The organism is Nocardioides sp. Z22_16 (assembly GCF_058134365.1).
This window is the reverse complement of sequence record NZ_JBYTTI010000005.1, coordinates 382,794-402,023: the sequence shown is the minus strand read 5'-3', so window position 1 is coordinate 402,023 and position 19,230 is coordinate 382,794. Positions and strand designations below refer to the sequence as shown.

Below are 19,230 nucleotides of genomic sequence, written 5' to 3'. Positions count from 1 at the left end.
AGGAGCAGGTCCATGGGGAAGACCCTGGCCGAGAAGGTGTGGGACGAGCACGTCGTCCGGAGTGCTGAGGGTGAGCCGGACCTGCTCTACATCGATCTGCACCTCATCCACGAGGTCACCAGCCCCCAGGCGTTCGACGGGCTCCGGCTCGCCGGGCGACCGGTGCGGCGCCCCGACCTGACCCTCGCCACCGAGGACCACAACGTCCCCACCCTCGACTGGGACAAGCCCATCGCCGACCCGGTGAGCCGTGTCCAGGTCGAGACCCTGCGCAAGAACGCCGCCGAGTTCGGCGTCCGGCTCCACCCCCTCGGCGACATCGAGCAGGGCATCGTCCACGTGGTCGGACCCCAGCTCGGGCTCACCCAGCCGGGGATGACGATCGTGTGCGGCGACAGCCACACCTCCACCCACGGCGCCTTCGGGGCGATCGCCTTCGGCATCGGCACCTCCGAGGTCGAGCACGTGCTGGCGACCCAGACGCTCATGCAGGCCAAGCCCAGGACGATGGCGGTCACCGTCAACGGAAGCCTGCCCCCCGGCGTCACCGCCAAGGACCTGGTCCTCACGCTGATCACCCACACCGGGACCGGCGGAGGACAGGGCTACATCGTGGAGTACCGCGGTCAGGCCATCGAGGAGCTCTCCATGGAGGGCCGGATGACGGTCTGCAACATGTCGATCGAGTGGGGCGCCAAGGCCGGGATGATCGCTCCCGACCAGACGACCTTCGACTACATCCAGGGCAAGCCGGAGGCGCCGAAGGGCGCCGACTGGGAGGCGGCCGTCGAGCACTGGCGGACGCTGGTGACCGACGACGACGCGGTCTTCGACGAGGAGATCGTGCTCGACGCCTCGACCATGACCCCGTTCGTCACCTGGGGCACCAACCCGGGCCAGGGCGTGCCGCTGGGTGGCAACGTCCCCAGCCCCGACGACTTCGAGGACGAGAACGACCGGCTCACGACGCAGAGGGCCCTGGAGTACATGGGTCTCGAGGCCGGCACCCCGATGCGCGAGGTGAAGGTCGACACCGTCTTCGTCGGTTCGTGCACCAACGGCCGGCTCGAGGACCTGCGGCTGGCCGCCTCGATCGTGGAGGGCCACACCGTCGCCGAGAACACCCGGATGCTCGTGGTTCCGGGCTCCGCGCGCGTCCGGCTCGAGGCCGAGGCGGAGGGGCTGGACAAGGTCTTCATCGCCGCCGGCGCCGAGTGGCGCGGCGCGGGGTGCTCGATGTGCCTGGGCATGAACCCCGACCAGCTCGCCCCCCAGGAGCGGAGCGCCTCGACGTCGAACCGCAACTTCGAGGGCCGCCAGGGCAAGGGCGGTCGCACCCACCTGGTCTCGGTGCCCGTGGCGGCCGCCACCGCGGTCCGCGGCACCCTGTCCTCCCCTGCCGACCTGGAGCTGGTCGGCGTCTCGAGCAAGGAGATCTGACGTGGAGCAGTTCACCACCCACACCGGGATCGGCGTCCCCCTGCGCCGCACCAACGTCGACACCGACCAGATCATCCCGGCGGTCTACCTCAAGCGCGTGACGCGCAGCGGCTTCGAGGACGGCCTCTTCGCGGCCTGGCGCAACGACCCGGAGTTCGTGCTCAACCGTGCGGCCTATGCCGGCGGCTCCGTGCTGGTCGCGGGCCCCGACTTCGGCACCGGCTCGTCGCGGGAGCACGCCGTGTGGGCGTTGCAGAACTACGGCTTCAAGGTCGTCATCTCCCCGCGCTTCGCCGACATCTTCCGTGGCAACTCGGGCAAGGCCGGGCTGCTCGCCGCACAGGTGGACGACAAGGTCGTCCAGCGCCTCTGGGAGTACCTGGAGGCAGACCCCGGTGCGCAGGTGACGGTCGACCTCGTCTCGCGCACCGTCCGGGCCGGCGAGGGCGAGGACGCGATCGTCGACAGCTTCGACATCGACGACTACACCAGGTGGCGGCTGCTCGAGGGGCTCGACGACGTGGGCATCACCCTGAGCCACGAGAGCGACATCACCGCCTTCGAGCAGAGCCGCCCGAGCTGGAAACCCGCCACCCTGTAGGGAAAAGTTCCCTCCAACACGGCTGCGGTGATTGTGGCGCCCGCCACAAGTACTTAGCGTGACGTGCAGATAGTCGAGCACGGGCTCGGCCGCACAGTTCGTTGGAAGGGAAGCTAGTGAACAAGTCACAGCTCATCGACACGCTGGCAGTTCGTTTCGAAGGGAACCGCAAGGCCGCGGCGCACGCGCTCGAGTCCGTCCTGGACACCATCACCCGGGAGGTCGCCCGGGGCGAGAAGGTCGCGATCACAGGTTTCGGCTCCTTCGAGAAGCGTGTCCGCAACGCCCGGTGGGTCCGCAACCCGCAGACCGGTGAGCGGATGAAGTCGAAGAAGACCTCGGTCCCCGCCTTCAAGGCGGGCCAGGACCTGAAGAACATCGTCTCCGGGGCCAAGAAGCTCCCGAAGCTCACGGTCGCCAAGGCCACCGCCCCCGCGAAGAAGGCCGCCTCGATGGCCGGCGCGGCCACCAAGACGGTCACCCCGGCCAAGAAGACGACCACCGCCACCAAGAAGACGGCGACCAAGTCCGCGGCCGCGAAGTCGGCCGCCAAGAAGGCACCCGCGAAGAAGGCGCCCGCGAAGAAGGCCACCAAGAAGGCCAGCGCGAGCACCGCCACGGCGACGAAGAGCACGGCCACCACGAGCACGGCCAAGAAGACGGCGACCACCAAGAGCGCTGCCTCGAAGAGCACGGCCTCGAAGAGCACGGCGAAGAAGACCGCCGCCAAGTCGGCGCCCGCCAAGAAGACCAGCGCCAGCAGTGCCGCGACCAAGAAGGCCACGGCCAAGAAGACGGCCAAGAAGAGCTGACCTCGGATCCAGCACGAGGACCCGTCCGGCACGCCGGGCGGGTCCTCGTGCGTCGCAGGCCGGTGGTCGTGTGCCGGGTCAGCGCCCGCCGGGCGTCATGAGCGCCGCCGTGTGGCGGCCGACTCCGGCACGCAGCGCCCGGGCGAGGTCGTCCGGGTCGTCCACGTCCAGGCGCACCCGCAAGGGCGCGTCGCCGAGCCGGCGTCCCCCGAGCGCCTCGTGGGCCGCGGCCGAGCCCGGCCCGAAGCGGGGCTCGAAGACGGCGTGCGGCGCGGTGTAGAGGGTCGTGCCCGTCGCGGTGGCGTCCGGGACGAAGGCCGGGTCCTCCGGCGCCTCGCGGAGCACGGCTGCCAGCACCTGCTCGAGGTCGTCGGGGCGCAGTGAGGGCAGGTCGGCGCAGAGAGCGACCGGGCGAGTCCCGGGCCAGCGGCGGGCAGCCTCGGCGGCGGCCTGGCGCAACGTGGTGTTGAGGTCCCCGGTCACGGCGTCCGGGATCACCGCGCAGCCGGTTCCGCGGAGCGTGCGCGCCAGTCGGTGGTCGTCGGTGATGGCGAGCACCGCCGTCACCGAGGGGCACGCGAGTGCGGCGGCCACCGTGTCGCGGGCGAAGGCCTCCGCGAGCGCCTGCCGTCGACCGTGGTCCAGCCCGGTGAGCCGGGACTTCCCGTGGGCCGGCGGCTTCGCCGGCACCAGGACGGAGAAGGTCTGCTGGCACACGCTCACGATCCTGTCACCCAGCGGGGGCACGGTCTGGCCCCGGGTAGGCAGTAACCTCTGTCACACAACATGCGAGCAGGTGCGTGCGGGTCGGTGCGCAGTCGAGAGGAGGTCGGTCGTCGGTGCCCCTGGGCAAGTTCACGAGGCGGCACGGCTGGGGCTTCCTGGCCGGGAACATGATCCTCCGCCCCTCGCTGGGTGCCACCACCACCCACCGCTGGATCGGCGGCGACAACATCCCCCGCGAGGGCGGGTGCATCCTGGTCTTCAACCATCTCTCGCACGTCGACCCCCTGGTGACCGCGCACTTCGTCTACGACCACGGGAGACTCCCGCGCTACCTCGCCAAGGCCGCGCTCTTCCGCAGCAACCGTTTCGTGGTCGGGGTGCTGCGCTCCACGGGGCAGATCCCGGTGGAGCGGCTGACCGCCGGGGCGATCGGGGCCTACGACGCGGCGGTCGCCGCGGTCCAGGCCGGGGAGTGCCTGGTGATCTACCCCGAGGGAACGCTGACCCGCGACCCGGACCTCTGGCCCATGCGCGGCAAGTCCGGCGCCGCCCGGATCGCCCTGGCCACCGGCGCCCCGGTCGTCCCCGTGGCGCACTGGGGGGCTCACGAGCTGCTGCCGCCGTACTCGAGAAGGCCGAAGCTACTGCCCCGCACCCGCACGACCGTCCGGGCGGGGAGCCCCGTCCCGCTGGACGACCTCCGAGGACTGCAGGACGACCCGTCGGTGGTGCAGCGGGCCACGGACAGGATCATGGCCGCCCTGGTCGCCGAGCTCGAGCAGATCCGCGGTGAGAAGGCGCCCGAGGAGCGGTTCGACCCTCGCCGCGCGGGCGTCCGGCTGGTAGGCAATCCTCACCAGCGCGCTCCCCGCAACAAGCCCCCCCGCAGCAGGAAGAGGACGAGATGACCAAGGTGGCAGTGCTCAGTGCCGGCTCGTGGGGCACCGCCTTCGCCCTCGTGCTCGCCGATGCGGGCAACGACGTGGTGCTCTGGGCCCGGCGGGAGGCGCTGGCGACCACGATCAGCTCCACCCACGAGAACCCCGACTACCTTCCGGGGATCCAGCTCCCCGCCTCCGTCACCGCCACGTGTGACGCCGCGCAGGCGCTGGCCGGAGCCGAGGTGGTCGTCTTCGCCACCCCCTCGCAGACCTTCCGGGAGAACCTCTCCGTGTGGGCTCCGCTGATCGAGGACGACGCGGTGCTGGTGAGCCTGATGAAGGGGGTCGAGCTGGGCACCCTCAAGCGGATGAGCGAGGTCATCGCCGAGGTGACCGGTGCCGGTCCCGAGCGGATCGCGGTGATCAGCGGGCCCAACCTGGCCAAGGAGATCGCCAAGCGCGAGCCCGCCGCCTCCGTCGTGGCCTGTGCCGACGAGGCCGTCGCGCGTCGCCTGCAGAAGATGTGTCACTCGCCGGCGTTCCGTCCCTACACCTCCACCGACGTGCTGGGCTGCGAGCTGGGTGGCGCCTACAAGAACGTCGTGGGTCTCGCGGTGGGGATGGCGGTGGGTCTGGGCTTCGGTGACAACACCACCGCGTCGGTGATCACCCGCGGCCTCGCCGAGACGGCCCGCCTGGCGGTGGCGCTCGGCGCCAACCCGATGACCCTGATGGGACTGGCCGGGCTCGGCGACCTGGTGGCGACCTGCTCCTCGCCCCTCTCACGCAACCGCAGCTTCGGTGAGCGGCTCGGCCAGGGCATGACCACCGAGGAGATCTATGCCTCGACCTCCCAGGTGGCCGAGGGAGCGAAGTCGTGCGCGTCCCTGCGCGCGCTGGCCGAGGCCCACGGCGTGGACGCCCCCATCGCGGCCCACGTCGACGACGTCGTCGCGGGCCGGGCGACCGCCTACGACATGATGAACGCCTTCATCGCCCGCGACACCAAGGCCGAGACCGACTGAGCCCCGTCGGGGCTCGGGTGGGAGCCCGTGCCCCCCGTGTCTCCGTGCTCCGGCCTCAGTCGCGGTCGGGCAGGACCAGGTCGTCCAGGGCGCCGCGCAGGTCGTCCCAGAGGTCCTCGACGTCCTCGATGCCCACCGAGAGCCGGACCAGCCCGTCAGGGATCGTCGCCGGCTCCGACCTCCAGCGCCGGCGCCGCTCGAACGTGGACTCCACGCCGCCCAGCGAGGTGGCGTGCACCCACAGGGAGGTCTTGCGGGTCAGCAGGTCGGCGGCCATCGCGCCTTCGGCGAGCACGATCGAGACGATCCCGCCGAAGCCGGGGTACCGGACCTCCCCGACGGCCGGGTGCTCGCGGAGCCGGCGTACCAGCTCCGTCGCGTTGGCCTGGGCGCGCTCGACCCGGAGGTGGAGGGTGCGCAGGCCCCGGAGAGTGAGCCAGGCCTCCAGGGTGCCCGGCACCGCGCCCACCAGGTCGCGCCGCCCCTTGAGCACCTTGAAGAGCTCCCCGTCCCGGGTGCAGATCGCTCCCATCAGGACGTCGCTGTGCCCGGAGAGGTACTTGGTGGCCGAGTGGACCACGAGGTCCACGTCGTCCTCCAGGGGGCGCTGGAGGAGCGGAGTGGCGAAGGTGTTGTCGACGACGACGTAGGCGCCGGCCGCATGGGCGGCTGCCCGGATGGTCGGGATGTCCGCGACCTCGAGCGCCGGGTTCGTCGGGGACTCCAGCCAGACCAGGGCGGCGCCCTCGCACGCGGCCACCATGGCGTCGGTGTCGGTGACGTCGACCAGCTCGGTGCGCAGGCGTCCGCGCGCCTCCAGGTCGGCGAGCTGCATGACCGTGCCGTTGTAGGCGTGGCGCGGTGCGACCACCTTGCCCCCGTTGCCGACCAGGTCGAGCACGGTGGCGACCGCGGCGAGGCCGGAGCCGAAGGTGAGGCAGCGGCCACCCTCCAGCGCCCCCAGCGCCTCCTCGAGCGCCAGCCAGGTCGGGTTGCCGTAGCGGCCGTACTCCAGGTCCCCGCCGGCGACGTAGGTGGAGGCCATGGTGAGGGGGGTGTTGAGCGGGGCGTCCGGCTCGTGCGGCGGGCGCCCGACCGTCACGGCCAGGGTGCCCGGACGCAGCGCCGGGGCGGCGGGAGTGGGGGTGGTCTCGGGGCTGCCGGTGGCGTCGGTGGGCATGGTGGCGACTCTAGAACGCTAGGGTCTTGGCCGATGAACTCGCCCGCCAGCCCCAAGCCCCGTGTCGCCGTCGTCTTCGGCGGGCGCTCCTCCGAGCACGCCATCTCGTGCGTGACCGCGGGCGCCGTGCTCGACGCCCTGGACCGTGACAAGTACGACGTGGTGCCGGTGGGCATCGCCCCCGACGGGCGCTGGGTGCTGGAGAGCGAGGACACCGAGCGGCTGCGGCTCACCTCCGCCGAGCGGCTGCCCCAGGTCGACGGCGACCGGGCCGGGGTCCAGCTGCTGCGCGCGGAGTCGCACACCGACCTGCTCGTCACCGAGCCGTCGCAGCCGCCCCGGGCGCTGGGGCAGGTCGACGTCGTCTTCCCGGTCCTCCACGGCCCGTGGGGCGAGGACGGCACCATCCAGGGCATGTTCGAGATGGCCGGGGTGCGCTACGTCGGCGCCGGCGTCCTGGCCTCGGCGGTGAGCATGGACAAGGCCTACATGAAGGTCGTCCTGCAGGCCGCCGGGCTTCCGGTCATGCCCGGAGTGGTGATCACCCGGCGGCGCTGGCAGCAGGATCCGCAGGCGTGCCGGGACGAGGTGGCCGAGCTGGGCTACCCGGTCTTCTGCAAGCCGGCCCGGGGCGGCTCCAGCATCGGCATCAGCAAGGTGCACGACGCCTCCGAGCTCGACGCTGCGCTCGCCGAGGCACAGCGCCACGACCCGAAGGTCGTCGTCGAGACCGCCGCGGAGGGGGCCCGCGAGGTGGAGTGCGGGGTGCTGGAGGCCCTCGACGGGACCGTCGAGACCTCGCTGCCCGCGGAGATCCGCATCGGGGGCGAGCACGAGTTCTACGACTTCGCCGCCAAGTACCTGCCCGCCGAGCACACCGAGCTGGACATCCCGGCCGACCTGCCCGACGAGGTGGCGACCCGGATGCGCGCGCTCTCGGTCCGGGCCTTCGAGGCCGTGGGCGGCGAGGGCCTGGCGCGCGTCGACTTCTTCGTGATGCCCGACGGGTCGTTGGTGGTCAACGAGCTCAACACGATGCCCGGCTTCACGCCCACCTCGATGTACCCGCAGATGTGGCGGGCCTCCGGCGTCGGCTACCGCGAGCTGGTGGACCGTCTGGTCCAGCTGGCGCTGCGCCGGGAGACCGGCCTGCGCTGAGGCTCCCGCTCAGTGGCAGGGGAGGGTCTCGACCAGGTGCTCGGCCACGAGCGGCCCCAGGGTCGCCAGCGCCGAGTCCGCCCCGCTGTCGCGGAGCTCGGGCGGCACCTCGAGCCGGACCCGAGGGGTGTGGCTCATGGCCGTGATCTCGATCGGACCGCGGAGGTCGCGCAGCTGCGACTCCGGCATGAACCAGCCGGCCCCGCCGATCGGGTTGCAGGAGGCGAACTGGTCGTACTCCTCGGGGATGTCGGCACCGCACTGCAGGACGACGGGCGGGTCCCCCCAGGCCGCGGCCGGGGCGTCCGCCGGCTCCACGTCCCGGCGCTCCTGCCCGAAGAGGGTCTCCGGCAGGTCCTCGATGAGGGCCTCGCAGCGCGCCGCCTCGTCGGGCGGCAAGGCGGGCGTCTCCACCTCGACGGCGTCGCCGCAGCCCGTCAGCGTGAGGAGGGCGAGGAGCAGCACCGAGCCCGCCACTCCCACCCTGGGCGCGACGACGCCCCGCGGTCCTGAGGACCCGGGGCGTCGAGGTGTCGTGGAGGGCACGTCGGTGCGTGTCCTCAGATGTGCACGACCGGGCAGGTGAGGGTGCGGGTGATCCCGTCGAGACTCTGCACCTTGGAGACGACGAGCTTGCCGAGCTCGTCCACGTTGCGCGCCTCGGCACGCACGATCACGTCGTAGGGGCCGGTGACGTCCTCGGCGAGCGTGACGCCGTTGACCTGGGCGATCGCGGCGGCCACCTCGGCAGCCTTGCCGACGTCGGTCTGGATCAGGATGTAGGCCTGGACGACCATCAGGGCTCCTCGGGTGCGGTCTTCGTGGGCGATGTCCTGCGTCAACCTACAGGTCGGCCCGGCCACGCCGGAAGGTCGGGCGATGCCGGTCGGAGCAGCCGTGATCTGGTGGGATGGCTCCATGCCACTTCCCCCGGACGCGACCCTGGCGGACGTCGGCGAGTTCGGCCTCGTCGCCGAGCTCGTCTCCCTCTTCGAGCAGGGTGACCACGTGCTGGTCGGCCCGGGCGACGACGCGGCCGTGCTGCGGATCCGGCAGGGTCACGTGGTCGTCTCCACCGACCTGGTGGTCGAGGGCCGTCACTTCCGCCGCGACTGGGCCGATGCCGAGGACGTGGGCCGCCGGGCAGCCGCGCAGAACCTCTCCGACGTCAACGCCATGGGCGGGCGCGCCCACTCCCTGACCGTCGGCCTCGCCGCGCCGGCCGACCTGCCCGCCGCCTGGGCGCTGGAGTTCGCCCGGGGCTTCGCTGCGGAATGCGCCGCCGTCGGCGCCAGCGTGGTCGGCGGGGACCTGACGCGGGCCGAGCAGGTCGTCGTCGCGGTCACCGTCATCGGCGCCTGCGCGCAGGCACCCGTGCTCCGCTCGGGAGCGGTCGCGGGGGAGGTGGTGGCGCTGCGCGGCCGGCAGGGCTGGGCGGCCGCCGGGCTGGCGGTGCTCGGGCGCGGGTTCCGCTCGCCCCGGGTGCTGGTGGAGGCCTACCGGCGTCCGGAGCCGCCGTACGACGCCGGCCCGGAGGCCGCCCGCGCCGGCGCCACCGCGATGATCGACGTCTCCGACGGCCTCGTTGCCGACGCCGCCCACCTGGCCAGCGCCTCGGGCGTGCGCCTTGACCTCCACCGGGACGCCTTCGAGGTGCCCGAGCCGCTCCGCGCGGTCGGCTCGGCGCTGGGGGCCGACCCGATGGCCTTCATCCTCGGGGGCGGCGACGACCACCCCCTGCTCGCCACCTTCCCCGACGAGTCCTCGGTGCCGGCGGGGTGGCAGGTGGTGGGCGCGGTCCTGGAGGGTGAGGGCGTCACGGTCGACGGGGCACCGCACGAGGGCGACGCCGGCTGGGTGCACTTCTGAGGCTCGATTTCTCCGGCCGGGGGATGGTCGGATACTCTTGTGCGGTTGCTCGCCGATCTGTTCCATCCGGGTCGTTGCGGGCATGTCGACGAAACCAAAACGAACTGATCGGAGTGCACGGTGGCTGCCGTCTGCGACATCTGCGCCAAGAAGCCGGGCTTCGGCAACAACCGTCCGTGGTCGCGCAAGATCACGAAGCGCCGCTTCAACCCCAACATCCAGCGCGTCCGCGCCACGGTGAACGGGACCCCCAAGCGTCTCAACGTCTGCACGGGCTGCTTGAAGGCCGGCAAGGTCTCCCGCTGACCTGACAGCGTCCAGTCGGCCCCGCGAGGAGAATGCTCGCGGGGCCTTCTGCGTCTCCGGCCACGGGCCCACTAACCTGTGGGACGCAGCCCGGACGGCGCCAGCCTGCCGACGGTCACCAGGGAGGGGCGAGGGCATGGAGCAGGTTCCCCACGGGATCGCACTCGACACCATCCTGCGGTTCGTGGACGTCGGGACCGACGCCCTCAGCGCGGCCCGCGAGGAGATCGACGCGCTCAACGTCTACCCGGTCCCGGACGGCGACACCGGGACCAACATGTTCCTCACCTTCTCCGCGGCCCGCGACGCCATCCGGGAGCGGGCCGGCACCGGCGCCGGGGTCCCGGAGTGCCTGGCCGTCCTCCGCCGTGCCGCGCTGATGGGAGCCCGCGGGAACTCGGGGGTGATTCTGAGCCAGATGCTGGGCGCGGTCGCCTCGCGGATCGAGCAGGCCGACCCCGCGGAGCCCTACGCCCGGGTGATGGCCGACGCGCTCAGGGTGGCCACCGACGCCAGCTACGCCGCCGTCGGCGACCCGGTGGAGGGGACCATCCTCACCGTGGCGCGGGCCGCCAGCGACGCCGCCCAGCAGGTCGCCGACGCCGACGTCGACGGCACGCTGCGAGCCAGCCACGTCTTCGCGGCCGCGGCCGCCGCGGCACGCGAGGCGCTCGCCCGCACCCCCGAGCAGCTCCAGGTGCTGGCCGACGCGGGGGTCGTCGACGCGGGCGGGCGGGGGCTCAGCGTCGTCCTGGACGCCGCCGAACGCGTCCTCACCGGCCGCGTGCCGGCGGAGGTGCGCACGAGGGTGCCCCGGATCCCGGTGCGGCTCCCCGCGGGTGACCTGACGGCGGAGGGACCCTCCTACGAGGTGATGTACCTGCTGGAGGCCACGGAGCACGAAATCGGGGCCCTGCGCGCCGACCTCGGCCGGCTGGGTGACTCCCTGGTGGTGGTCGGGGGAGAGGGGCTGTGGAACGTCCACGTCCACGTCGACGACGTCGGGGCGGCGATCGAGGCGGGGATGGCCGCGGGCCGTCCGTACCGGATCCGGGTGACCCACTTCGCCGAGCAGATCGCCCAGCAGGCCGCCCGGGTCGAGGTGGGGACGGGCTCGCGCCAGGGCCGGCGCATCGTCGCGGTGGCGGCGGGCGCCGGGCTCGGCAAGCTCTTCGAGGAGGCCGGGGCGGTCGTCGTCCCGGCCGGCCCTGGCCGGCGCCCCTCGACCGGGCTCGTCCTGGAGGCGATCGAGGAGTGCGGTGCCGCGGAGGTCGTGGTGCTGCCCAACGACCCCGACTCGGTGCGGGTCGCGGAGATCGCGGCCCGCACCGCCGAGGAGTCCGGGCACGTCCGGGTGGCGGTCATCCCCACCCACGCCCAGGTCCAGGGGCTCGCCGCCCTGGCGGTGCACGAGCCGGGTCGCTCCTTCGACCAGGACGTGCTGGAGATGACGGCCACCGCCCGGCACGCCCGTCACGGCGCCGTGACCGTGGCCGCCAAGCAGGCGATGACGATGGCCGGCCCGTGCGAGCCCGGTGACGTGCTCGGAGTGATCGAGGGCGACTTCGCCGTCGTCGGCAGCGACCTCGACGAGGTCGCGGCCGGGGTGCTGGACCGGCTGATGGGGGCCGGTGGCGAGCTGGTCACGATCGTCGCCGGCGCCGACCACGGCTCCCCGGAGCTGGCGGCCAGGTGCGCCGAGCTCGTCGAGACCCAGCACCCGCACGTCGACGTCGTGGTCTACGAGGGCGGTCAGGAGCGGTACCCCCTCCTGATCTCGGTGGAGTAGCGAGATGGTCGCGATCACTCCCGACTCGCCCGTTGCCAGCGTCTTCGGCCGGGCGGTCAAGAAGCGGAAGGCGGTCGAGGAGGGCCTCGGGCTGCGGAGCGTGGGGGACCTGCTCGGGTACTTCCCCCGTCGCTACGTCGCCACCACCGAGCTCACCGAGGTCGACCGACCGCGCGAGGGGGAGATGCTCAGCGTCGTCGGCCGGGTCCGCAGCAGCCAGGTGAAGTCGTTCACCAACCGGCGGACCAACCGGCTCAGTCACCGGCTCGAGGTGCGCGTCGAGACCGCGGGGCCCGAGTTCACCCTCACCTTCTTCATGCCCCACAAGGGCATGGCCGAGAGCGAGTGCCGGCGGATGGCCCCCGGCTCGCGCGGCATGTTCACCGGGAAGGTGCAGCTCTTCAACCGCACCTGGCAGCTGGCCTCACCCCACTCGGTGATGTTCACCTCCGCCGGCGAGGCGCCGGGCGAGGAGGTCGACCCCACCGCGGCCGACGCGGCGCTGGCCGCGAGCCTCAAGGGGCTGCTGCCGATCTACCCCGTGACGGCCGGGCTCTACTCGTGGGACCTGCAGAAGATCGTCCAGGTCGCCCTCGAGCTGGTCACCGGCGTCGAGGAGGTCCTGCCCCCGTTCCTCCTCGAGCGGCACGGGCTGCTCGACGTGATGACGGCGCTGCGCTGGATCCACGGGCCCGACGACCAACGGCAGCTGGGTGCCGCCCGCAAGCGCTTCCGGTTCCAGGAGGCACTGGTCCTGCAGCTGGTGCTGGCCCGTCGGCGGGCCGCCCTGCGTGCCCGGGGAGCCCAGGGGCGCGACGGCGGCGAGGGACGGCTCCTGGCCGCCTTCGACGCCCGTCTGCCGTTCGAGCTGACCGCCGGCCAGCGCGAGATCGGCGACCTGCTCGCCGCGGAGCTCGCGCGCCCGCACCCGATGAACCGCCTGCTCCAGGGCGAGGTCGGCTCGGGAAAGACGCTGGTGGCGCTGCGCGCGATGCTGCGGGTCGTCGACTCCGGGGGTCAGGCTGCCCTGCTCGCCCCGACCGAGGTGCTCGCCCAGCAGCACTACCGCAGCATCCTCGCGCTGATGGGCGACCTGGCCGCGGGAGGGATGCTCGGCGGCGCCGAGGAGGCCACCGGCGTGGCCCTGCTGACCGGCTCGATGCCCAAGGCGCAGCGCGCCGAGGCCATGCTCCGGATCGCCAGCGGCGAGGCCGGTCTGGTGATCGGCACCCATGCCCTGCTCGAGGAGCGCGTCTCCTTCGCCGACCTCGGCCTGGTGGTGGTCGACGAGCAGCACAGGTTCGGGGTCGAGCAGCGGGCGGCGCTCACCGACAAGGCGCGCACGCCGCCGCACGTGCTGGTGATGACGGCCACGCCCATCCCGCGGACGGTCGCGATGACCGTCTTCGGCGACCTCGAGACCTCGGTGCTGCGCGAGCTCCCGGCCGGCCGGGCGCCGATCCAGACCAACGTGGTGCCGCTGGCCGACCAGCCGCACTGGATGGACCGCGTCTGGCAGCGGGTCGCCGAGGAGGTGGCCAAGGGCCACCAGGTCTACGTGGTCTGTCCCCGGATCAGCGGCGACGAGCCCGAACAGGGCGAGAGCGACCAGCGCGAGGTCGACGAGGACGGTCACGACACCACCCCGCGCAAGCCGCTCGCCGCGGTGGAGGAGGTCGCCGAGCAGCTGGCCGCCGGCCCGCTGGCGCACGTGCGGGTCGGGCGCCTGCACGGCCGGATGCCGGCCGAGGAGAAGGAGGCCGCCATGCGCTCCTTCGCCGCCGGCGACATCGACGTCCTCGTCTCCACCACCGTGATCGAGGTGGGCGTCGACGTGGCCAACGCGACCACGATGGTGCTCCTCGACGCGGAGCGGTTCGGTGTCTCCCAGCTCCACCAGCTGCGGGGGCGCGTCGGTCGTGGTGGGCTGCCGGGCCTCTGTCTCCTGGTCTCCGGAGCCGAGGCCGGCAGCGAGGCGCGGGGCCGGCTGGACGCGGTGGCCGGCACCACGGACGGCTTCGAGCTGAGCCGGATCGACCTCGAGCAGCGGCGGGAGGGAGACGTGCTGGGCAAGAGCCAGAGCGGCTTCCGCTCGAGCCTGGAGAACCTGCGCGTGCTGCGGGACGAGAAGACGATCGTGGCCGCCCGCGAGGCCGCGGAGCGGCTGCTGGAGGAGGACCCCGAGCTCGACGGCGCCCCGCTCCTGGCGCGCGCGGTCCGCGAGATCGAGGAGTCCGTCAAGTCCGACTTCATGGAGAAGGCATGACCAGGATCATCGCGGGCGAGGCGAAGGGACGCCGTCTCGCGACCCCCTCCGGGGACGCCACCCGGCCCACCAGCGACCGGGTCCGCGAGGCGCTCTTCTCGGCGCTCGAGGCCTGGTGCGGATCCTGGCAGGGACTCCGGGTGCTCGACCTCTACGCGGGCTCGGGGGCGGTCGGACTGGAGGCCTGGTCCCGGGGGGCCGCCTCGGTCACCCTGGTGGAGCACGACCGGCGGACGGCGGCCCTGGTGAGCGCCAACGCCAGGACCATCGGCGCGGGCACCGGGGAGAGGGGGGTGGAGGTCGTGGCCGCCACGGTCGCCACCACCCTGCGCCGACCCCCCGCGGCGCCGTACGACGTGGTCTTCAGCGATCCGCCCTACCCGCTGGAGAGCGCCAGGGTCGAGGAGGACCTCGCGCTGCTCGTCGCCGGCGGGTGGCTCGCCGAGGACGCGCTGGTGGTGGTGGAACGCTCCTCGCGTGGCCCCGCACTCCAGTGGCCCCCGGGGCTGGAGGGCGAACGGCAGCGTCGCTACGGGGAGACGGTGCTTTGGTACGGTCACGCCGTCGGACCCGCTCCCGGGGCCGACCAGGGCCAGCAGGAGGAGAACTAGTGCGCCGCGCCGTCTGTCCGGGGTCGTTCGACCCGGTCCACCTCGGGCACCTCGACGTCGTCGGACGGGCCTCACGGCTCTTCGACGAGGTGGTCGTCGCGGTGGGGGTCAACGCCTCGAAGAGCCGGCTCTTCACCGCGGAGGAGCGGATGGAGATGCTGACCGAGGCGTGCGCGGTCTTCGGGAACGTCCGGGTGGCCGGCTTCACCGGTCTGCTCACCGAGTTCTGCACCGCGCAGGACGCCGTCGCGATCGTCAAGGGGCTGCGTGGCGCGAGCGACTTCGACTACGAGCTGCAGATGGCGCAGATGAACGCCGGCCTGGCCCCGGTCGAGACCGTCTTCGTCACGACCAGCCCCCAGTACTCCTTCCTTGCCTCGAGCCTGGTCAAGGAGGTGGCCAGCCTCGGCGGCGACGTCTCGGCTCTGGTGCCCGCCTTCGTGCTGGAGCGGTTGACCGCCCGGCTCGCGGAGCGCGCCTCCGCGGCCTCCTGACCCGTTTTGCCGCCTGCCCGGGCGGCCGGTTAGACTCACCAAGTTCTGCCTTGCCCCAGCACTGAAAGTGGACCACTGAACAGCTTGGACCCGAGAGCGCCGCTCGTGCTCGATACTCGCGAGCTCGGCCGCCGCCCGGGGTCCCAGCGTGAGGTGGTCCGTTCGGTGCCGGCACCGGCAGAGCTTGGCATCGAAGTCCTTCGTGTCCCCGAGGGGTCGCCGGTCGAGCTCGACCTGCGCCTCGAGGCGGTCATGGAGGGTGTGCTGGTCACCGGTGCGGCGCGAGCCGCTCTGGAAGGCGAATGCGTGCGGTGCCTGGAGAGGATCGACGACGAGATCGCGGTCAACTTCCAGGAGCTGTTCGTGTACGACGACGTCCGGCACGACCACTCCGACGAGGAGCTGGACGACGAGGCCAGCAAGCTCGAGGGCGACCTGCTCGACCTCGAGCCCCTGCTGCGGGATGCGGTGGTGCTCGCACTGCCGTTCCAGCCGCTGTGCCAGGACGACTGTCCCGGTCTGTGCGTCGAGTGCGGCGCGCGGCTCGCGGACGACCCGGACCACGGGCACGAGGAAGCGGTCGACCCGCGCTGGGCGGGCCTCGCGGCCCTGAAGCAGGATGAGGACTGAGAAGGTCGGGACCCCGACCGGACGAGAGCACGAGGCCGTCAGGCCCTGGCACAAGGAGATCACAGTGGCTGTCCCCAAGCGGAAGATGTCGCGCAGCAACACGCGCCACCGTCGCTCGCAGTGGAAGGCTGTCGCCCCGACGCTGGTGACCTGCGCCAACCCGGCCTGCGACGCCAAGCACCTGCCGCACCGCGCCTGTGGCGAGTGCGGTCAGTACGGCGCTCGCGCCGCCCGCCGCCAGGTCCTCTGACCCAGGCCCGGCAACTGAGCACGGAGCAGCTACGGGCAGCACTCGGCGATCCGATCCTGGATCCCGAGCTGCTGGACCGTGCGCTGACGCACCGCTCGTACGCGTACGAGAACGGCGGACTGCCGACCAACGAGCGCCTGGAGTTCCTGGGTGACTCGGTGCTCGGCGTCGTGGTCACCGAGACCCTCTACCTGACCCACCCCGACCTCTCCGAGGGCCGCCTGGCCAAGCTGAGGGCGGCCGTGGTCAACGCCCGGGCGCTCGCCGACGTCGCGCGCACCATCGGGCTGGGGGAGCACATCAAGCTCGGCCGGGGCGAGGAGACGACCGGCGGCCGGGAGAAGGCCTCGATCCTCTCCGACACCGTCGAGGCGGTGATCGGTGCCATCCACCTCTCCGGCGGGCTGGCGGTGGCGGCCGAGGTCGTCCATCGGCTCTTCGACCCGCTGATGGAGGCGGCCGCCGCGATGGGTGCCGGCCTGGACTGGAAGACCTCCCTGCAGGAGCTGGCCGCTGAGCACCAGCTCGGTGTGCCCGACTACGTCATCCAGGACGACGGGCCCGACCACGCGAAGACGTTCACCGCCCAGGTCCGCGTCGGCGACTCCCTCTACGGCCACGGTGCCGGCCGGTCGAAGAAGGAGGCCGAGCAGGCGGCCGCCCAGACCGCCTACGGCGAGATCGTGGAGGCTCGTCGGGTCGACGGGATCCCGAGCGGGTCCTGAGCAGTGCCGGAGCTCCCTGAGGTCGAGGTCGTCCGCCGGGGCCTCGAGCGCCACGTCACCGGACGCCGGGTGCTCGCGGTCGAGGTCCTCCACCCCAGGGCCGTGCGGCGCGACCCCCTCGGGGCCGAGGCCTTCGCGGGGGCGATCGTCGGACGCACCGTCACGGGCGTCCGCCGCCGCGGGAAGTACTTCTGGCTCGTCCTCGACGACGGCGACGCCCTCCTCGGGCATCTCGGCATGAGCGGCCAGATGCTGGTGCAGTCCCCGGACGCGCCGGCCGAACGCCACCTGCGGGTGCGCTTCGCGCTGACCGGCGACCTGGAGCTTAGGTTCGTCGACCAGCGGATGTTCGGCGGGCTGATGCTCTCGGCCGGCGGCGCCGACCTGCCGAGGGAGATCGCCCACATCGGGCGGGACCCCCTCGATCCCGACTTCGACCTCGAGGCGGTGGCCCGCCGGATCCGGCAGCGCCCCAGCGCCGTCAAGCGCCAGCTGCTCGACCAGGGGCTGGTCTCGGGGATCGGCAACATCTATGCGGACGAGGCGCTGTGGCGGGCCCGGGTGCACGGGGAGCGTCCCGGAGACCGGCTGGCGCGACGCCAGGTGGTCGAGCTGCTGGGTCACGCGACCGGGGTCATGGAGGCAGCGCTCGACCAGGGCGGCACGTCGTTCGACGCCCTGTATGTCAACGTCAACGGCGAGTCCGGCTACTTCGACCGGAGCCTGCACGCCTACGGACGGGAGGGGGAGCCCTGCGACCGCTGCGGGACCCCGATCCGGCGTGTGGCCTTCATGAACCGCTCCTCCTACTTCTGCCCGGCCTGCCAGCCCGCGCCGCGACGTCGTACCGCCCGGTAACTTGAGACGTGTGCGGAGTTGACCCCGGCCCCGGCCGGTGGGACTCTTGACAGAGGCTGTAAAAGCCTCGCTGACTCGCACGGACTCTTGAAAGGTTCACGATGGCCAAGGCGCTCCTGGGACATCTCGGCATCGACCAGCGCGGCAGCGCGCAGCTCTCCTTGGAGAACGCCCGGCTGCGCACGCGGGTGGCTGACCTGGAGTCGCTCGTGCGGCGCCTCCAGCTGGAGAACGACCGCCTGACCGACCTGCAGGCCGCGGCGCTCCTGGACGACCAGTCGCTCCAGGAGATGCTGCCCGCCTGAGCCGGCGGCGCTCCCGGCTGGGCGAGACGCTCGCGCCCTCCCGGCTGGGAGTCGACTACCGGCGCCTGCTGACGTCGGTCTGGACGACCAACATCGGCGACGGCATCGCCCTGGCCGCAGGGCCGCTGCTCGTCGCCTCCCAGACCGACGACGCGCGCCTCGTGGCGCTGGCCGCCGCTCTCCAGCGGGTGCCCTGGCTGCTCCTCGGCCTCTTCGCCGGCGCCGTGGCGGACCGACTCGACCGGCGTCGGGTGGTGGTGGTCGCCAACCTGGCGAGGGCCGGCGTCCTGGTCGTCCTCTGTGCGGCCGTCACCACCGACCGGGTGGGGATCGCCCTGGTGCTGGCGACGATGTTCGCCCTCGGGGTCGCCGAGGTCTTCTCGGACTCCGCCACCTCCACCCTGACGCCCATGGTGGTCGCCAAGGCGGACCTGGGGGTGGCCAACTCCCGCCTGCAGGCCGGCTACCTGGTCGGCAACCAGCTGACCGGACCACCCGTCGGGGCCTTCCTCTTCGCCACCGGGATGGCGTGGCCCTTCATGGTCCAGGCGACCACCGTCCTCCTGGGCGCCGTGCTGGTCTCCCGGATCGCGGCGGCGCGCGGATCGGTGCGGCAGGAGAGCGGAACCCGGGTGCGACACGACATCGTCGAGGGGATGCGCTGGATCCGCCGCCACCCCGCGATGCGGACGCTCGCGCTGGTGATCTGCGCGTTCAACGTCACCTGGGGCGCCGCCTGGTCGGTGCTCGTCCTGTGGTCGATCGACCGGGTGGGGATGGGGGAGGTGGGCTACGGCCTGCTCACCACCGCCGCGGCGGTCGGCGGACTGGTCGGGACGGCGACGTACGGCTGGCTGGAGAGCCGCACCACTCCGGCCACCCTGATGCGCGGCTGCCTGCTGCTGGAGGTCGCGATGCACCTGGGGCTGGCGCTCACCACGACGGGATGGCTCGCCCTGCTCATCATGCTGGGGTTCGGGGCGTACTCGTTCGTCTGGTACAACGTCTCGGTCTCGGTGCGTCAGCGGGCCGTGCCGACCGAGCTCCAGGGCCGGGTCGGATCGGTGTACCTGGTGGCGGTCTTCGGGGGCATGGTCCTCGGGCAGCTGCTCGGCGGGGCGATCGCCCAGCAGTGGGGGCTCGCCGCCCCCTTCTGGTTCGCCTTCGTCGGGTCGGCCCTCACCCTCGCCCTGGTCTGGCGCCAGCTCGGGCACGTCGCGCTCGCCGGCGCCTCGCTCGGGGGCCCGCGCGCGGGTCGCCCTGCCGAGCCTCCCCCGGAGGTAGTGTGACCCGCGGCCACGCAA

At 72.6% G+C, this 19,230-nt stretch carries 22 protein-coding genes; 18 read left to right on the top strand and 4 right to left on the bottom strand.

The window, feature by feature from the left end; all coding sequences use genetic code 11:
- Window positions 1–12 precede the first annotated feature (12 nt).
- The 3 genes from leuC (at window position 13) to AC3X7R_RS17070 (ending at window position 2,853) form a co-directional block, all read left to right on the top strand.
- On the top strand, window positions 13–1,440 hold the full coding sequence (leuC, locus tag AC3X7R_RS17080) for a 3-isopropylmalate dehydratase large subunit (RefSeq protein WP_489966879.1): 1,428 nt from the start codon (window positions 13–15) through the stop codon (window positions 1,438–1,440).
- Between the two features lies 1 nt (window position 1,441).
- Window positions 1,442–2,041, top strand: a complete 600-nt coding sequence (gene leuD / locus AC3X7R_RS17075) for a 3-isopropylmalate dehydratase small subunit (protein ID WP_489966878.1) — start codon at window positions 1,442–1,444, stop codon at window positions 2,039–2,041.
- A 116-nt stretch (window positions 2,042–2,157) separates the two neighbouring features.
- The gene (locus AC3X7R_RS17070; RefSeq protein WP_489966877.1) at window positions 2,158–2,853 is read left to right on the top strand and encodes an HU family DNA-binding protein; all 696 of its coding nucleotides are present in this window, start codon (window positions 2,158–2,160) and stop codon (window positions 2,851–2,853) included.
- A 78-nt stretch (window positions 2,854–2,931) separates the two neighbouring features.
- On the opposite strand, the gene cofC is transcribed toward AC3X7R_RS17070, so the two are convergent.
- Window positions 2,932–3,570 carry a 2-phospho-L-lactate guanylyltransferase gene (cofC, locus tag AC3X7R_RS17065; RefSeq protein WP_489966876.1) on the bottom strand — a complete coding sequence of 213 codons (639 nt, stop codon included), beginning with the start codon at window positions 3,568–3,570 and terminating at the stop codon, window positions 2,932–2,934.
- Between the two features lie 122 nt (window positions 3,571–3,692).
- Between cofC and AC3X7R_RS17060 the strand changes: the two genes are divergently transcribed.
- Window positions 3,693–4,487: a lysophospholipid acyltransferase family protein gene (locus AC3X7R_RS17060; protein ID WP_489966875.1), complete on the top strand. Its 795-nt coding sequence runs from the start codon at window positions 3,693–3,695 to the stop codon at window positions 4,485–4,487.
- On the top strand, window positions 4,484–5,485 hold the full coding sequence (locus tag AC3X7R_RS17055; RefSeq protein ID WP_489966874.1) for an NAD(P)H-dependent glycerol-3-phosphate dehydrogenase: 1,002 nt from the start codon (window positions 4,484–4,486) through the stop codon (window positions 5,483–5,485). Before AC3X7R_RS17060 ends, AC3X7R_RS17055 begins: the two co-directional genes overlap by 4 nt.
- Before the next feature lie 55 nt (window positions 5,486–5,540).
- On the opposite strand, the gene AC3X7R_RS17050 is transcribed toward AC3X7R_RS17055, so the two are convergent.
- Window positions 5,541–6,665 (bottom strand): trans-sulfuration enzyme family protein, encoded by a 1,125-nt coding sequence (locus AC3X7R_RS17050; protein ID WP_489966873.1) that lies wholly within the window; start codon window positions 6,663–6,665, stop codon window positions 5,541–5,543.
- 33 nt (window positions 6,666–6,698) lie between these two features.
- Here AC3X7R_RS17050 and AC3X7R_RS17045 point away from each other — a divergent pair, with 33 nt between their 5' ends.
- A complete protein-coding gene (locus AC3X7R_RS17045; RefSeq protein ID WP_489966872.1) occupies window positions 6,699–7,823 on the top strand; it encodes a D-alanine--D-alanine ligase family protein in 1,125 nt (374 codons plus the stop codon).
- Between the two features lie 9 nt (window positions 7,824–7,832).
- On the opposite strand, the gene AC3X7R_RS17040 is transcribed toward AC3X7R_RS17045, so the two are convergent.
- On the bottom strand, window positions 7,833–8,300 hold the full coding sequence (locus tag AC3X7R_RS17040; RefSeq protein WP_489966871.1) for a DUF3515 domain-containing protein: 468 nt from the start codon (window positions 8,298–8,300) through the stop codon (window positions 7,833–7,835).
- 83 nt (window positions 8,301–8,383) lie between these two features.
- The gene (locus AC3X7R_RS17035; RefSeq protein ID WP_489966870.1) at window positions 8,384–8,620 is read right to left on the bottom strand and encodes an Lrp/AsnC ligand binding domain-containing protein; all 237 of its coding nucleotides are present in this window, start codon (window positions 8,618–8,620) and stop codon (window positions 8,384–8,386) included.
- A gap of 121 nt (window positions 8,621–8,741) precedes the next feature.
- Between AC3X7R_RS17035 and AC3X7R_RS17030 the strand changes: the two genes are divergently transcribed.
- The 12 genes from AC3X7R_RS17030 (at window position 8,742) to AC3X7R_RS16975 (ending at window position 19,215) form a co-directional block, all read left to right on the top strand.
- Window positions 8,742–9,692: a thiamine-phosphate kinase gene (locus tag AC3X7R_RS17030; RefSeq protein WP_489966869.1), complete on the top strand. Its 951-nt coding sequence runs from the start codon at window positions 8,742–8,744 to the stop codon at window positions 9,690–9,692.
- A 120-nt stretch (window positions 9,693–9,812) separates the two neighbouring features.
- Complete coding sequence (gene rpmB / locus AC3X7R_RS17025; RefSeq protein WP_056602600.1) at window positions 9,813–9,998, top strand: 50S ribosomal protein L28; 186 nt, start codon at window positions 9,813–9,815, stop codon at window positions 9,996–9,998.
- A 136-nt stretch (window positions 9,999–10,134) separates the two neighbouring features.
- Window positions 10,135–11,787 carry a DAK2 domain-containing protein gene (locus tag AC3X7R_RS17020; RefSeq protein WP_489966868.1) on the top strand — a complete coding sequence of 551 codons (1,653 nt, stop codon included), beginning with the start codon at window positions 10,135–10,137 and terminating at the stop codon, window positions 11,785–11,787.
- A 4-nt stretch (window positions 11,788–11,791) separates the two neighbouring features.
- Window positions 11,792–14,053 (top strand): ATP-dependent DNA helicase RecG, encoded by a 2,262-nt coding sequence (locus AC3X7R_RS17015; RefSeq protein ID WP_489966867.1) that lies wholly within the window; start codon window positions 11,792–11,794, stop codon window positions 14,051–14,053.
- Complete coding sequence (gene rsmD / locus AC3X7R_RS17010; protein WP_489966866.1) at window positions 14,050–14,664, top strand: 16S rRNA (guanine(966)-N(2))-methyltransferase RsmD; 615 nt, start codon at window positions 14,050–14,052, stop codon at window positions 14,662–14,664. The genes AC3X7R_RS17015 and rsmD overlap by 4 nt, the downstream gene beginning before the upstream one ends.
- Window positions 14,664–15,158, top strand: coding sequence for a pantetheine-phosphate adenylyltransferase (gene coaD, locus AC3X7R_RS17005; protein WP_489966865.1), 495 nt, complete (start codon window positions 14,664–14,666; stop codon window positions 15,156–15,158). The genes rsmD and coaD overlap by 1 nt, the downstream gene beginning before the upstream one ends.
- Before the next feature lie 105 nt (window positions 15,159–15,263).
- Complete coding sequence (locus AC3X7R_RS17000; protein WP_489966864.1) at window positions 15,264–15,788, top strand: YceD family protein; 525 nt, start codon at window positions 15,264–15,266, stop codon at window positions 15,786–15,788.
- A gap of 64 nt (window positions 15,789–15,852) precedes the next feature.
- Window positions 15,853–16,038, top strand: a complete 186-nt coding sequence (rpmF, locus tag AC3X7R_RS16995; protein WP_489966863.1) for a 50S ribosomal protein L32 — start codon at window positions 15,853–15,855, stop codon at window positions 16,036–16,038.
- Entirely contained in the window at window positions 15,993–16,763 is a 771-nt protein-coding gene (gene rnc / locus AC3X7R_RS16990) for a ribonuclease III (RefSeq protein ID WP_489966862.1), read from the top strand. Before rpmF ends, rnc begins: the two co-directional genes overlap by 46 nt.
- A 3-nt stretch (window positions 16,764–16,766) precedes the next feature.
- Window positions 16,767–17,621, top strand: a complete 855-nt coding sequence (mutM, locus tag AC3X7R_RS16985; RefSeq protein WP_489966861.1) for a bifunctional DNA-formamidopyrimidine glycosylase/DNA-(apurinic or apyrimidinic site) lyase — start codon at window positions 16,767–16,769, stop codon at window positions 17,619–17,621.
- A 101-nt stretch (window positions 17,622–17,722) separates the two neighbouring features.
- The gene (locus tag AC3X7R_RS16980; RefSeq protein ID WP_489966860.1) at window positions 17,723–17,926 is read left to right on the top strand and encodes a hypothetical protein; all 204 of its coding nucleotides are present in this window, start codon (window positions 17,723–17,725) and stop codon (window positions 17,924–17,926) included.
- Complete coding sequence (locus tag AC3X7R_RS16975; RefSeq protein WP_489967095.1) at window positions 17,923–19,215, top strand: MFS transporter; 1,293 nt, start codon at window positions 17,923–17,925, stop codon at window positions 19,213–19,215. The genes AC3X7R_RS16980 and AC3X7R_RS16975 overlap by 4 nt, the downstream gene beginning before the upstream one ends.
- Window positions 19,216–19,230 lie beyond the last annotated feature (15 nt).